The sequence below is a fragment of the Eisenbergiella porci genome (assembly GCF_009696275.1).
Lineage (GTDB): Bacteria > Bacillota > Clostridia > Lachnospirales > Lachnospiraceae > Eisenbergiella > Eisenbergiella porci.
Map to the genome: position 1 here is coordinate 1 of NZ_VUMI01000047.1, position 15,029 is coordinate 15,029.

General features: G+C 45.2%; 14 protein-coding genes and 2 pseudogenes. All 16 read left to right on the top strand.

The genetic code is table 11. The features are described 5' to 3' along the window. The first annotated feature begins 182 nt into the window (after positions 1 to 182). The 16 genes and pseudogenes from FYJ45_RS21790 to FYJ45_RS21845 all read left to right on the top strand — a co-directional run bounded on the left by FYJ45_RS21790 (position 183) and on the right by FYJ45_RS21845 (position 14,846). The gene (locus tag FYJ45_RS21790; RefSeq protein ID WP_235930950.1) at positions 183 to 965 is read left to right on the top strand and encodes a nuclease-related domain-containing protein; all 783 of its coding nucleotides are present in this window, start codon (positions 183 to 185) and stop codon (positions 963 to 965) included. A gap of 39 nt (positions 966 to 1,004) precedes the next feature. Beyond that, the gene (locus FYJ45_RS31025) at positions 1,005 to 1,262 is read left to right on the top strand and encodes an HRDC domain-containing protein (RefSeq protein ID WP_276893417.1); all 258 of its coding nucleotides are present in this window, start codon (positions 1,005 to 1,007) and stop codon (positions 1,260 to 1,262) included. Beyond that, positions 1,259 to 1,868, top strand: a pseudogene (locus FYJ45_RS21795) (class I SAM-dependent methyltransferase). The gene FYJ45_RS31025 and the pseudogene FYJ45_RS21795 overlap by 4 nt, the downstream one beginning before the upstream one ends. Before the next feature lie 62 nt (positions 1,869 to 1,930). Then, a complete protein-coding gene (locus FYJ45_RS32350; protein ID WP_235930951.1) occupies positions 1,931 to 2,293 on the top strand; it encodes a phospholipase D-like domain-containing protein in 363 nt (120 codons plus the stop codon). Continuing rightward, positions 2,220 to 3,486 (top strand): annotated as a pseudogene (locus tag FYJ45_RS32355) (helicase-related protein); the annotation flags it as partial. The gene FYJ45_RS32350 and the pseudogene FYJ45_RS32355, both read left to right, overlap by 74 nt. Positions 3,487 to 3,783: 297 nt before the next feature. Beyond that, entirely contained in the window at positions 3,784 to 4,329 is a 546-nt protein-coding gene (locus FYJ45_RS21805; protein ID WP_154467212.1) for a hypothetical protein, read from the top strand. 50 nt (positions 4,330 to 4,379) lie between these two features. Beyond that, the gene (locus tag FYJ45_RS21810; protein WP_154467213.1) at positions 4,380 to 5,801 is read left to right on the top strand and encodes an FRG domain-containing protein; all 1,422 of its coding nucleotides are present in this window, start codon (positions 4,380 to 4,382) and stop codon (positions 5,799 to 5,801) included. Between the two features lie 161 nt (positions 5,802 to 5,962). Next, positions 5,963 to 6,403: a hypothetical protein gene (locus FYJ45_RS21815; protein ID WP_154467214.1), complete on the top strand. Its 441-nt coding sequence runs from the start codon at positions 5,963 to 5,965 to the stop codon at positions 6,401 to 6,403. A gap of 78 nt (positions 6,404 to 6,481) precedes the next feature. Further along, positions 6,482 to 7,564, top strand: a complete 1,083-nt coding sequence (locus tag FYJ45_RS21820) for an alpha/beta hydrolase family protein (RefSeq protein WP_154467215.1) — start codon at positions 6,482 to 6,484, stop codon at positions 7,562 to 7,564. Positions 7,565 to 7,825: 261 nt separating this feature from the next. Further along, the gene (locus tag FYJ45_RS21825; RefSeq protein ID WP_235930952.1) at positions 7,826 to 8,944 is read left to right on the top strand and encodes a type 2 periplasmic-binding domain-containing protein; all 1,119 of its coding nucleotides are present in this window, start codon (positions 7,826 to 7,828) and stop codon (positions 8,942 to 8,944) included. Positions 8,945 to 8,968: 24 nt separating this feature from the next. Beyond that, entirely contained in the window at positions 8,969 to 9,544 is a 576-nt protein-coding gene (locus FYJ45_RS31035; protein WP_235930953.1) for a type 2 periplasmic-binding domain-containing protein, read from the top strand. Positions 9,545 to 9,620: 76 nt separating this feature from the next. After that, positions 9,621 to 10,535 carry an ABC transporter permease gene (locus tag FYJ45_RS21830; RefSeq protein WP_154467216.1) on the top strand — a complete coding sequence of 305 codons (915 nt, stop codon included), beginning with the start codon at positions 9,621 to 9,623 and terminating at the stop codon, positions 10,533 to 10,535. 57 nt (positions 10,536 to 10,592) lie between these two features. Next, complete coding sequence (locus tag FYJ45_RS21835) at positions 10,593 to 11,453, top strand: carbohydrate ABC transporter permease (protein ID WP_154467217.1); 861 nt, start codon at positions 10,593 to 10,595, stop codon at positions 11,451 to 11,453. A 39-nt stretch (positions 11,454 to 11,492) separates the two neighbouring features. After that, the gene (locus FYJ45_RS31040; RefSeq protein ID WP_235930954.1) at positions 11,493 to 12,131 is read left to right on the top strand and encodes a glycoside hydrolase family protein; all 639 of its coding nucleotides are present in this window, start codon (positions 11,493 to 11,495) and stop codon (positions 12,129 to 12,131) included. Further along, positions 12,053 to 12,505, top strand: coding sequence for a glycoside hydrolase family protein (locus FYJ45_RS31045; protein ID WP_235930955.1), 453 nt, complete (start codon positions 12,053 to 12,055; stop codon positions 12,503 to 12,505). The genes FYJ45_RS31040 and FYJ45_RS31045 overlap by 79 nt, the downstream gene beginning before the upstream one ends. 79 nt (positions 12,506 to 12,584) lie before the next feature. Continuing rightward, entirely contained in the window at positions 12,585 to 14,846 is a 2,262-nt protein-coding gene (locus FYJ45_RS21845) for a helix-turn-helix domain-containing protein (protein ID WP_154467218.1), read from the top strand. Positions 14,847 to 15,029: the final 183 nt, after the last annotated feature.

The window sequence follows — 15,029 nt, forward strand, 5'->3', positions numbered from 1 at the left end:
TTTTGTTAGCTCATCATCCGTTAATGAAATTATGTACTTTTTAGGTCTTGCCATAGAAACCACCGCCGTTTCTTCTTAATTTACCAGAAATCAGCATGAATAGCCAGTACTAATTTAGCTAAATATCGTTGATACAGTACACTAGAAATTATTAAATAAATGCGTCTTACAAGGAGAAAAACATGTTTAACAGCCTAAAGTCTCCAATCTTTTTAAAATCAACCAGCAATGCAGAACTCCAGCTACAAAAACTTTATGAAATAGAGCCTAAACTAAACCCAGAAGGAAAAGCCCTGATACAGCAGGACATAAAATTCCTTGAATATGGTATTGCCGGTGAAAAGAATGTAGCATTTGAGCTGAAGAACAGCGGTATGCCAATGTACATACTTCATGATATTTATTTGACAGACGGAGATCTAAGTGCACAGATTGATTACATGGTATTCACTAGAAAGCTATGCTTTGTTATTGAGTGTAAAAATCTTTTTGGTAATATAGAAATTAATAGCACAGGTGATTTTATACGTTCGATGAGTGTGGGAGGAAAAATAAGAAAAGAAGGAATTTATTCTCCAATAACTCAGAATGAGCGGCATCTCCAGGTAATAAAGAAAGTAAAGGCAGAATCCAGAAATAATTTTCTGACAAAATTTCTGACAGAGCGATATTTCGACAGCTTCTATCACTCTGTTGTTGTTCTGGCGAACCCCAGGACAATTTTAAATGCGAAGTATGCCAAAAAAGAAGTTAAACAAAAGGTTATTCGTGCTGATCAGCTGATTTCCTATATAAAAGAGGCTAACAGTCAGTCAAAAGAATCAAATAGTTCAGATAATAATATGAAAGAATGGGCAGATTCCTTCCTGCAGCTTCATAAGGAACAAACTTGTGATTATACTGCGAAATATGAAAAGTATTATATTGCTAACCAGACATCAACAGTAGCAAGTGATCCGGTATAGACAGATGCGGAAACTACCAAAGAAATAACACCGAAGCCCGTGCTGTATAGAGCTTCTGAAGAAAAGATCGAGGATACAGAAATTTTCAAGGAACTAAAAGCTTACCGCCTTAAAAAGAGCCGCGAAGAAAACATCAAGCCATATTATATTTTCAACGATGCTCAGTTAAAAGAATTAATATCAAAAATGCCGGCTACTGGAAATGAATTACTCCTCATCCCCGGTTTCGGTGAAAAAAAGGTAACCCAATACGGCCCTGCAATTCTTTCAATCCTGGAAAGGTACCGAAAACAATGAATAACCAACACACCACTCAAACCCTGAGCTACTACAACCAAAACGCCGCCCAGTTCCAATTCCACCCAGTCCCTGGACTTTACCTCCGTACAGGACAAATTCCTTACCTTTTTACAGCCCCAGGCACACATCCTGGACTTCGGCTGCGGCCCTGGAAGAGACACGAAATATTTCCTGTCTCACGGCTGTAGCACAGATGCTATCGATGGTTCGGAGGAATTTTGCAGAATTGCTTCCGAATATACCGGAATCTCTGTAAAACAGATGCTTTTCAAGGAACTGAATGCATCAGAAGAATACGATGGCATCTGGGCCTGCTCTTCAATCCTTCATTCCACCTATGATGAGCTTAAGGATATTCTGAAGAAGCTTGCCCGTGCATTAAAAAAAGAAGGCATCCTGTATGCATCCTTTAAATACGGAGATTTTGAAGGAATGAGAAACGGCAGGTATTTTATCGATATGACAGAGGATAAACTGCAGAGAATATTACAGGAAACAGATGTATTTCAAATAAAGGAAAAATGGATAAGTTCAGATGTACGCCCGGGAAGGGATGATGAAAAATGGATGAACATGATTCTCGTAAAGAAAAACTGTATCTGATAGGCAGATCCAGTAATAACTTATGGACTGAGGGCTCAGAATACAAGGGCCGCGGAGCCAGTATGGGAGGAGACATTCCGGCCAACCATCTGCTTACATATTTGGAAAAGAGCATAAAAAGTGCGGACAGCATTGATATCATCGTATCCTTTCTGATGGAATCAGGCGTCCGGCTTTTACTTCCTGCGCTTAAAAACGCGCTGGACAGAGGCGCGGCAATACGCCTTCTTACCGGGAATTATCTGGGCATCACACAGCCCAGTGCCCTTACCCTGCTCAAGTACGAGCTGGAGACAGAGTCTGTGTCCATCTCTATCAAGAAAAGAACCGTTCCTTTCACCCAAATATGGCGTGGATTACTCCGGTCTGCCTGTAGTCAGGGGAAAATATTTGCAGAAGGATCTGGATATCAAGCTGATTGTTAAAGAAAGATGCGATCTGATTTATAAAAATTACAGAAAATATGGTTCGCAGCGCGCACTGGGCTTTTGCTGTTCCAGGGCACATGCGGAGAGGATGGCTGAGGAGTTCTGCGCGGAATGTGCCGGCATGTGCAGTGTACAGCGATGCGGATGGGAATTTTTCGGAAGATAGGACAGCTGCAATTGAAAAGCTGGAAAAAGGGGAGCTGAAAGTAATTTTTTCAGTGGATATGTTTAATGAGGGTGTGGATATTCCTTCTCTGGATATGGTGATGTTCCTGCGCCCCACGGAATCGCCGGTGGTTTTTCTTCAGCAGCTGGGCAGGGGACTGCGGAAGGAGGCAGGCAAGGAGTATCTGACGGTCCTTGATTTCATGGGGAATTATGAAAAAGCCGGGAATGCGCCGTTTCTTCTCAGCGGGGAGTCTTATTCCAGAGAGGCGGCGGAGAGGAAGGAGCAGAAGGATTTCGATTTTCCTCTGGATTGTGTTGTGGACTTTGATATGCGGCTGATCGATTTGTTTAAAGAAATGGCTGCCAGGAAGGAAACAAAGAAAGAGCGTATCCGCGGGGAATATTTTAGGATTAAGGAATTTCTTGGAGGAAAGGTTCCTGCGAGGATGGATCTTTTTACTTATATGGAGGAGGAAATATATCAGCTTTGCTTAAAGAATTCGAAGGAAAACCCCTTTAACCATTATCTTGATTTCCTGAAGGAACTGAAGGAATTAACTGATGAGGAATGGAGGCTTTCACAGGGGCCGGGATGGGAATTCCTTCATATCGTGGAGACAACCTCCATGTCCAAATCCTATAAAATGCCTATACTTCTCGCTTTTTATAATGATGGAGAGATTAGAATGGGAATTACGGAGGAGGATGTTTATCACAGCTGTAAGGCTTTCTATGAGAAGGACCAGAACTGGCGTGATATGGAAAAGGATAAAAATACAAGGGATTTCAGAAGCTGGGATAAAAAAAGATATGTCAGCGAGGCCCGGAAGAATCCGGTTCATTTTCTGAAGGAGTCGGGAAGCGGTTTCTTTGTGGATAGAGAGGGATTTGCGCTGGCTTTGAGGGATGATCTGAGGGATGTGGTGACGGAACCGGCTTTTGTGCAGCATATGAAGGATATTATAGATTACAGGACAATGAATTATTACAGGCAGAGGTATGAGAAGGGGGAACAGGGGTGAAAAAGAAAAATAATCAGCCGCTATATGATTTTGTATTTTATATTTCTGGTTGAGAGATTTTTTCCCGAAGGTATTGTTAATAATCTGATTTGCATTGCGTTGCTTATCTGGTTTTTGTATTATTTATTAAAGGCCTTTTCGGAAGATTCAAAAAGATTACTTTTATATGAAGACTATATTGAAATTATTGAAGGAATCCTGGAAAGCCGTAAGATATCAGAAAGTAACCAGATATTAGTAATTCATTAAACAATACCCAAAACCCTCATACAACAAATAACAAAGGAGCCCCACCAAATGAAAAAACAACTAAACCGCTACAAATTCGAAAAAATCTCCAACATGATGACCAAGGAGTTTGGAAAGATCGCCAAAGGTGAAGAAAATGCCTACGCAATGCTCTTTGCCCCCATGGAAGGAAACCTGCTGAAGCTTCATCGGGAAAACCCGGACAGAAACGGACGAAGGGCAATGGAGGCAATCCATGTATGCCTACTGCTCGTAGACGGATACCTGACAGATACGGAATATGATTTAAATGGATACCGCACCCCTGAAAACGAAGCCTTTGTCAATGGGCTGTTAATGAGCTTTGATCCCTTTACAAACGATGAGGTCAGGGAAGCCGCCGCAGGGTATTGGGATCTCACATCACCTTTAGATTTAAGGTCATATTTCAGGGAACCTGTCCTTTGCCTGCTGAGAATTGAGAAATCTATTGCATTATGGACGGAGGAAGGGGGCGCAAACGGCTATTTCGCCTATCTGGAACAGACAATCGGAGCAGTTACCCCCAGGGACCTGAAAATGAACTTTTCCGTTCAGGTAAAACAGCAGCCTTAAACCAAATATTCTTCGCACCAGATCTTCTCTGCTGAAAGCATGGTGAAAATATGGAAAAATACAAAGAAAAGCTGCGCAGCGACGCACAACAGCTGGCAGAATACGCCGATACCTCAGAATATCTTACCCGAGCCTTCTTCCATATCTTCGGGAAAAAACTTCTGGCGGAAGGCTACGTGGACTGCAGTTATATCTTGGGCGCTTTGGGAAAAGGCACCTATTATTCCCGCCTGAAGGCGCAGGATTCCGCTCTTTATACCCTGTATGCAGGCAGCTGCATTACCTCCGAAAACCTGGAAATCATGATAAATTATATGTCTTCCATCATCGGGACACAGGACAGGGAACTGACGCCTCTCGAAGAGGAAGCGCTGGTTTTCTGGATTTTTCTTCCCTATCTTGGGGTGTCAAAGCGGGAAAAACGTCTTGAGTATCTGAAAGCAGTTCTCAACCGTTTCATTCGGGAATGGGATGAAAAATACACCGATACCACCCCTCCTTCAGAAGAAAAACCTCCTTCAGAAGCAAAAGCAGCTGCGGAACCCTCCGTACAGAATCCGCTTCCCGAAAGGAACCTTCTGGAAAAGAACGGCGTCATATACGATGCCAATTCCTGTGAACTGGAGCTGATAGAAAACGTAAGCAGCTACGTAAAAGACATTTCCGACATGAGGCAGTCAAATACGAATCACATCCTCTATTTCCGAGGCCATTCCAGGCTATCCTACGAATTGCTCCCGGGAATCAAACGCAGCCGGAATTGGATGGTAAATGAAAACCGTATGTATCAGGAGCTTATCCTCCGCTGCACCCAGGATTTTGCGCAGTGCCAATCCCATCTGGACTATCTGGTGGAAATGCAGCATTACGGCCTTCCCACCAGGCTTCTGGACATTACGGAAAATCCGCTGGTTGCCCTGTACTTTGCCTGCTGTAGCAGCAGGGACAGTGTGGGGGAGGTGATCGTTTTGCAGACGGAAACAGCATCCACCAAATATGCCAGGAGTGACACGGCGGCCATTTTGGCTGCGATTCCGGTATTTGATTATGCTTTTCAGATAAAGCTGTATGAGTTATGCGTAAACGGCGTACCGGAGGAGCAGGACAGGGAATATCTCCAGTATGCGGCAAAACTGGCCGGAGAGGTAAAATCAAAGAATCCGGGCTTTGAGCCACGCATCAGAAAAAAAGACTTGCTCAGCCACGTATTTATCATGCCTCTGAGAAGTAATCCGAGAATTATGAAGCAGGATGGATCCTTTATTCTGTGCGGTCTGGGGGACGGCAGAGGGGAAGGAAACAGCCTTCGCACCCTGCGTTACCGGAATAAGTCGGGAAAGAAGCTTATTTTTATCGTGAAAAATAAGGAGAATATTCTCCGTGAGCTGGATTTGTTCTCTATTAATAAAGCGGCGCTGTTTCCTGAAATCGACGATGTTGCGGAATACATCAAGGAGAAGTATACCAAGTAGAAAAACAACAGGTAGAAATACACAAAGGGAAAATACATCAGGCAAAAATAAAGCAGTGTCTGACTTTTTATAACAGTATAAGTATCTCATATTTTGGGGCATCGGCTTCTGCGTTAACGGTTTAAAAACCGCGGAAACCGGAACAGGAAGGGGGACATAAGATGAAAGTGAAGCTTCTCACAGATCTGACAAGCTATAATCCCAAATTTACCAGGGATGCGGTGGGTGAATCAAATATGCATGAATACCAGCGCGAAGGCCAGCCGTGGAGAACATATGTGAACGTGAGAATAGAAGGAGACATGCTTCCGGTGGGCGTGGACGGCATGGAATGTCTGGATAACGATTACATCCGGATGAAAGCGCTTCAGAAAAAAATCGAGGAAAAAGAGCTTCTCCGGCAGCTGAAGGAAGCGGAAAAGGTCATTCATGCCATCGGTCCGGCCGGCGGAAACAAGGGAATATACCTGAAAACGCCCTGGGACAGTTCCCTGGAAAAACTGGCATCGGATAATCAGGAATGCTGCAGCATTCTGTCTTTCTGTGAGAAAAAGAAAATCAAGGTAACAGAAGTACTGCATTCAGAGTTATATAAATTATAACACGCATTCCTGTTCGGAACATGTTTCAATAAAAATAAGTAAGAAAAAAGGCTGCAAACAGTGGGAGGCTGCAAAAAAATGGGGAAAGAAGCAATAAAAATAGAACTTGAAAAACGTGCGCTGCCGGAGGTCTTAAGACTTGCGGACAGCACGGCGGTGAACACACCGGAGCTTTGGGGAAAGCGCCGGGAAGAAATCCGCGAAATCCTTCAGGAAGAATGCTACGGGAGGATGCCGCGTACGGGCTGGGAAACCGAGTGGGAGACGGTACAGGAGGATAAAAATGCGTTTGGAGGAAAAGCCGTACTACGGACAGTGGAGGTGCGGATCCATACCAATAGCCGCTATACTTCCTATCCGTTTCAGCTTGTACTGCCAAAAAATGTGCAGAAGCCGCCGGTATTTGTATATCTGACCTTCCTGCCTTTATCTTCGGATGAATTGATGGAGGAGATTACCGACAGCGGCTATGCGGTAGCCAGGGTTTCTTATCAGGATATTGCTCCGGATCAGGGAGACGGCTATACGAACGGCCCCGGCGCCCTGTTCCCCGGCAATGCATTTGACGGCTGGGGAAAGCTTGCGGTATGGGCATGGAGCACCAGCCGCATTATGGATTACCTGGTGGATTTGGAGGAAATTGACGGTAAGCGTATTGCTGTAGCAGGCCATTCCAGGCTTGGGAAAGCCGCGCTGTTGTGCGGCGCCATGGATGACCGTTTTTCCATGGTGATTTCCAATGATTCCGGTGCGGGCGGCATTTCTCTTTTCCGGGGAAAGGAAGGGGAGAATGTGGCGGATCTGTGCAGGAATTTCCCCTATTGGTTCTGCGGCAATCTGAAGAAATATGCCGGTGGGGAGACAAAGCTTCCTTTTGACCAGCATTTCCTGGCGGCGCTGGTTGCGCCCAGAAAGCTTTATGCCGCAAGCGCCGTGGATGATCAGTGGGCGGATCCACGCTCTGAGTTCCTGTCCTGCGCGGCGGTGACGCCTGTGTATGAACTGCTTGGGGAGAAGGGGCTTGTATGCGATAGCCTGCCGGAAACAGGAGATGCATTTCATGAGGGCAGTGTGGGCTATCATTTAAGGCCAGGCACCCACTACCTTGGAAGGGAGGATTGGAAGCTGTTTATGGAGTACCGCAGAAGGCATGGTGTATAACACAGGTAACCGGCTGGCTTTGGAAAAGGCCGTAAAATGCATTCGTATCAGATGAAGTAACTTTATTAATTTCATTAAAAAACAAAATCAAAGAAATCAAACAAAATCAGCTTTTTTGCAAACATACTGCATAAAAAAGCTGATTTTGTTTCTTTATAATTGTGCAAAAACAACATATACTGATAACAGCAGTAAACCAAACCAGACAAAGGACCGGCCGGACTTGTCAGGAAAATACAAAACAGGAAAGGGAGTTACATTATGCGAAGGAAATTATTATCCTGCTTACTTACAATAGCCTGTGTCAGTTCCATGCTTGCAGGCTGCGGCTCATCCGGGAATACATCAGGAGCAGCGGATACAGCTCCTGCAGAAAGCAAAACAGAGACTGTAGAAGGCACAGGAACGCAGGCGGCGGAGGAATCAGCTCCGGCCGATACATCGTCTGTTAACGCAACCGGAACCGTATATGATTTAGGGGGACTCAAGCTTCCCATCTGTGATCCGGGTTCCGTCTCTCTTACTTATATGGGAAACGATACATGGTGTGCGGGTGTCAGCTATAATGACGGAACAGCGGTTCAGAAGGAAATAGAAAACCGTACCGGCGTTCATATTGAATGGGATACGTACAGCAGTGATGTGGAAACCGTTCTTCAGACCAGGCTGGCATCCCTGGAGGGGCTGCCTGACATGGTGGAAATTCCACCCTTTGATTCCAATGTAGGCGTGGATACCTATTCCAGCAACGGTGTATTAATTCCTTTAAATGATTTGATTAAGGAATACGCACCCAATATCCAGGCTTTATTTAATAAATATCCGGCCCTGGAGGCCATGTGTACCTCTTCTGACGGTAATATCTACGCTTTGGCAGGCTGGTGGGGAGACATTAATGATTATGTTCCCGATTATCTTTATATCAGACAGGACTGGCTGGATAATCTGGGACTTGAGATGCCTGAAACGGTAGATGAACTATATGATGTGCTGGTTGCATTTAAAGAGCAGGATGCCAACGGCAACGGGAATCCTGATGATGAAATCCCGATGGCAACCAAGAATGGGATCAAACAGCTTTATTATCTGATGACCGGTTTTGGCTATGACACTAACTCTTTATGGTATACGGATGATAACGGTGAAGTGCATTATGCCGCTGTCGAGGATCAGTATAAGGACATGCTGGCTTTTCTGAATAAATGTTATTCTGAGGGCCTGATTTCAGATGATTTGGATGGCACACTGCTGACACAGAATATTACGGAGGATAAAGTGGGGATTGTATGTCACGACCCTGCTGATAATATGGCGTCCTCTGATGATCTGGCGCTGACAAGCAATCCGGAGTGTGATTATGAATTCATGCCGGTGCTTTAGGCAAATGAAAATGGTACGGCGCGGATGACAAAGCGAGGCCTGACCTGGCATTATTATGGCATTACATCTGCCTGTGAAAATCCGGAAACAGCGATACAGTGGATCGATTATGTATATGCAAGCGAAGACGGTCTGATGCTATATAATTATGGTATTGAAGGCATGTCCTATGAGTATGATGCGGACGGAAATATTCAGTTTACCGACCTTATAACCAACAATGAAACCTATACCTCTGCATTCTCCGCTCTGAGAAGCATAGGCGCATGGCCGACCTACTTTATTAATGACTCCGGTGAGGCATTTATGAAGATATTCGAAGGGACCAAGGTGGAAACCGCATGTAAGGATGCCTATGGCAATATGGAGGATCCGTTCCCGGAGATGCTGGGTACAGCGGAGGAGTCTGAGGTTTATACCAGTGTATGGCCTGATCTGTCCACCTATCTGGATGAAATGTTTACCGCATTTGTAATAGGGACGGAATCACTGGATAACTTCGATAAATATGTGGAAACCGCCTATAGCATGGGAATGCAGGATATCATTGATATAAAGGGCGCACAGTACGCAAGATATCAGGAAATTGTAGGGAAATAGCTGTCATGTGCCGTTTTAAGGAACAAAAACAGTAAATGCATAAGGGTGCGTGACGCGCCTTCGGAGAGGACAACAGATGAAAGCGTTGCAGACATTGCAAAAAAATATCAGACGGGATTGGATGCTGCTGTTAATCATTCTTCCGGGAGTGCTTTATTTCGCCATCTTTTGCTATGGTCCCATGTATGGAATCCTGATGGCATTCAAGGATTACAATATATCCAGGGGCGTTTTGGGAAGCCCCTGGGCGGGACTGAAGCATTTTAAGGAGCTGGTGAATTCAGTCTACTTTGGCCGTCTGGTAAAAAATACATTTATACTAAGCATTGAACAGCTGCTGTGGTCGTTTCCCATACCCATAGCCTTTGCTCTGCTTTTGAATGAGCTGAAGCACAGCGGCATCAGGCGCGTGGCGCAGACGGCTGCGTATCTCCCCCATTTTGTTTCCGTAGTTGTCGTGGTGGGAATCCTGAAGGACCTGCTGGCATCGGATGGCGGCGTGCTGACGCAGCTGCTCGCCGGTTTCAGGGTACGGCCTAAAAATTATTTCAATATTCCGGAAGCGTTCCGCACATTGTATGTGGGCTCCGGCGTGTGGCAGGAATTTGGTTGGAATTCCATCATCTATGTGGCGGCAATTTCAGGGATTGATCAGGAAATGTATGAATCTGCGGCGCTGGACGGAGCCGGAAGGTGGAAGAAACTTATTTACATAACACTCCCTTCTATTGCGCCCACCATAATTCTGCTGCTGATATTGAATATGGGAAACATGCTGAATATCGGCTATGAGAAGGTTATCCTCATGTATAACTCGGCTACCTATTCCACTGCGGATATCTTTTCCACCTATGTTTACCGGAAGGGGCTTCTGAATGCACAATACAGCTTTGCTTCCGCGGTTGGACTGGCTAATTCGCTGATTAACGTAATTATTTTGCTGGGGGCCAATTTCCTTGCGAAAAAAGCGACGGATACTAGCATATTCTGACAGAAAGGGCAGGGGCTGTAACAGGACAAATTTGTACAGTCCCTGGGACGGAAGGCTATGAACAGAAAAGAAAGATTTGTACCTTCGGATATTCCGATATCGATAGCAACAATTCTCATCATTATCATCACCTTATACCCGGTTATCTATGTAGTGAGCATGTCCTTCAGTGAACCTGCGCATGTGCTGGCAAGGGATGTATATCTGCTTCCCAAAGGCTTTTCATGGAAGGCTTACCGTATGATTCTGGATAATGCCACCGTGCTGCGATCTTTTGCAAATACCTTGTGGTATACGGTGGTGGGAGCGGCCACAAGCGTAACACTGACCGCAACGACAGCATTTGTATTATCACGGCGGAGGTTTTTTCTGCGCAGGCAGCTGTCTTTTTTGATGACACTGACCATGTTTATAAGCGGCGGCCTCGTGCCCTTGTATATTCTGGTGCAGAAAATGCATCTGTATAATACCAGATGGGCAATCGTCCTTCCCTACATTATCAGTGCCTACAATCTGATAATTACCAGATCTTTTTTTGAGTCTTTGCCGGAAGAAATGGCGGAGGCTGTAAAAATTGACGGAGGTTCGGAATGGACAGTCATGACAAAAATCTTTTTTCCGCTGTCTAAACCAATTATATCCGTACTGATCCTGTTTTACGGCGTGGGATACTGGAACAGCTATTTTGCACCATTGATTTTTTTGTCTAATGAGAAGCTTCAGCCGATTCAGCTTTATCTGCGCAGCATACTGATTACAAGCGAGGTACAGGCCTCCGGAATGGGGCTGGATGCGATATTGATGAATGAACAGATGAAATATGCGGTCATTGTCATTGCCTGTTTCCCGATTATGGTACTTTACCCGTTTATACAAAAGTATTTTGAAAAAGGAGTTCTGATTGGGGCTGTAAAATAACGGCCCCTAAAGCTGCGGCAGAAAAAGGAGGAAGAACTGATGCATATCAAAGCGCCGGAAGGAATGAGCAGTGCAGAGCGTATTGCTTTTTATGATTGCGAGGAAAATATAAAATATTACCAGTACGGAACGTCGGCAGGCTGGAAAAAATATGAACATAATCCTGTTTTTGGTGGAATATATGAAACCTGCTTCGATGTCTCGCTTTTATTGGAAAAGGAAGGTACCTTGCAGCAGGTATTTAAAATGTGGTTTTCCTGGCGTCCGAAAAAGGCTATCGGCTATACGGAAAGCAGTGACGGTATTCACTGGAAGGAACCGCAGGTAGTATTGGCGCCGGTTCCCGGTTCTGAGTGGGAAGCGGATGAAATCAACCGTCCCACGGTCATCAAACATAATGGAAAATATATGATGTGGTATTCAGGGCAGATGAAGCCCTATCTGGAGGACGGGAGGTCCGTATTGGGTTTGGCGGTAAGCGATGATGGGATAAACTGGGAGCGAAGAGAATTACCTGTGATGGAGCCGGATCAGGCATGGGAGCTTCAGGCTGTCATGTGCCCCACGTTATATTCGATGAAGAGGAAGCTCGCTTTAAAATGTGGTATGCTGCAGGCTGCAACCATGAGCCGGATGCCATCGGCTATGCTTCAAGCCATGACGGCATACATTGGGTGAAGTTTGCGGGAAATCCGGTATTGGAAAAGAACCCGGATTGTCTGTGGGAGCAGCATAAGGTAGTGGCGCCCTGCGTTGTCAAGGAAAAAGGTTGGTATTACATGTTTTATGTGGGACATTTGCACGAAGAGCGGGCCCAGGTAGGGCTGGCCAGATCGGCGAATGGCATCAGCGGCTGGGAACGGCACCCGCAGAATCCGTTAATTTGCCCGACACAGGGGGAATGGGACAGTGTTGCGGTTTATAAGCCTTTTGTTCTGAAGGTGGGGAATAAATGGATGATGTGGTATAATGGAGCGGCATATGAGGAACCAATATGGGTGTTGGAGCAAATTGGCCTGGCCGAACTTGACGGACCGGAGCTTTTTGGCTAAACTCCATAAGATATGCGGCTTAAAGCAGAAGACAGCAGGCGGGGAAAGTGCGCGGCAAAACGCAGGGATGGGAGTAAATATGATAAGAGGCAGAAAATATCAGGCAAAGCATAAAATGTTTGTTTCTTATATTTGCATACCGATTGTTATTCTTACGGTTATATCCTGCCTGTTTTCCTTTGTTTATTATCGGATTTCAAGGGAACGGGTGCTGGCCTTTGAAAATGCGATTGCCGAAAACGTGGACAGCGAACTGAAAAATATTATGGATAACCTGCTTAGATCATCGGCGCAGTATTCCATGACGCCCTGGGTGACCAGGCTGAAATATATGCAGAAAACACCGTGGCTCATGGAACGCAATATCACAGCCTCGGATATTTCCGACTACGCGAGCAATCTTTCCCTGACGGAAATTAACGACAGCATGGTGGAGTCCATTTATATTTATTACAGCCTGGGCGGTTTCGGAATCAGCAGCATCGGCAGGGTGGGCTGGAAGGAATACGTAAATATTTACCAGATCGAATGCAGGGATACGGCGCTGCTGTCGGGTTCCAGGCTGGCGCAGAATAATCAGAAAACGATCAGTCACAATGCCAGCCTGATGAAAAATGGGAAACGAGTGTCTGGTTTTTTCATGCTTCAGACCATTCCCCTGGAAAATTCCTATTCCGGGGAGGTGAATATCCTGTTCTTCGTTCCCTATGAAAAAATATGTGCATATATTGAAAATTTCATGGATGACGGAACGGAGAGCTTTTATCTGACGGACGGAAGCCGGGTAGTTTATGCAAAGGATAAGGAAAACAGCCATTTCCGGATCGGCGATTCCGTAGAAAGCTTAAAATACGGAGGGAAAGAATATCGGTACTGCGGAGAACTGGGCGCTTATACGGCAGAATATACAAAGTATGGTATGGATATCGGTATTGTGCAGATTCTTGACAACAGCTTTCTGGAGAGAGACTTTTCACTTTTTGCAGAATGGCTGATTATGGGATATCTGGTTCTGCTTATACTGATTTTTCTCGTGTCTTCAAGAATGACCAAGTACAGCTATCAGCCGCTGGAACACATAATGAATATGCTGGTGGAGGAGGATCATGAGGGCAGCAGCATCAATGAGTATCAAATCATTGAAAAAGCGCTGGAGGAGCTGGACTCCCAGAAAAAGCGGCTGGAGGTAACGGTATTCGAACAGAACCCTCTGATTGAGCAGTATATTCTCCATACATTGCTTTGCTCCAATAAACCACAGGCCAATGAAGTAAAGTATGTGAATACCATGCGGCAATATTCGCTCTATCGCTGTCTGGCGCTCAAGCGAAGTCCGGAATCCGGACAATATATTAAAGAAATTGATACATGTCTGGCAATTTATCCCCAGATTCATGCCGCATTTGTTGAAGAGGGAAATTATCATATCTGGGTTCTGAGCTACGCTGAAGAAAGTCTGATGGAGGAAATTACGGAATTCCTTGCCCAGACCTTTGAGGATTCCGGCTATAAGGATGCGGCTCTGGGCGTGAGCCGGGTACATGAGAACATTCTTCATATTTTATCTGCCTTTAATCAGGCGGTGAGGGCTTTAGAATATCATTTCTTTTATCCCGATAAAAAAGTGATACGTTTGGAAGAGGATCGGATTGAAGAGCGTGATCAGAACTGCGTGGCCTTTGAAGTACCTGCCCTGCAGCAGGAAAAGATATCGGAAGCTGTGGAGACACTGCATGCGCAGCAGCTGTTTGATGCATACCAGGGGATACTTCTATATAATTTTGAGACACGGTTTCTTCATAAAGAGGCTTATTTCGCGGGAATTCATAAGCTGAATGACATGATTCTTGGACTGTTCGGAGAGAAAAAGCAGGGCAATCTTATTGAACAGATAGAACTGCTGGAGCCGGAAAGCTTTGCCAGCCTGGAAAGCTACCTGCAGACCTTCCGATTGAAAACCTTCCGTCTGATGGAACAGTGTGTGGCCAAGGAAAATCCGGTATATTACGCCAGAAATCAGATGATCCGCCAGTATGTGGAAGAACATCTGACGGATGCCAATCTTTCTTTGAATGAAACCGCACGGGTTATGCATTATACTTCCACCTATTTTGGAAAGTATTTTAAAGAGCAGTTCGGATGTACCTTCCAGAAATATGTGGCTACCAAACGGATAGAATGTGCAATCCGCTATCTGCGGCAGAAAAATATGAACGTGCAGGAAATTGCTTTGAAATGCGGATTTACCAATGATGTGACATTCCGGCGTACATTTAAGATGTATGTGGGGGTAACCCCCTCCCAGTTTGAAAAAGAACAGGGTGATGATGAGGTGAAATGACTGGTTTGGTATTGGCTGTGATGATGATATACAGAAGTTTCTCCGGTATCGAAATAAAGCCTCCATCCCGGCTATGAAGAAACCAGACAAATCCTGAATTACTTTCTTTCGGTCAGTGCGGTAAATGCGCTGACCTGCTGAATGGTTACATAGTAACAACACAAAAGGGAAAGACCCCCCGCA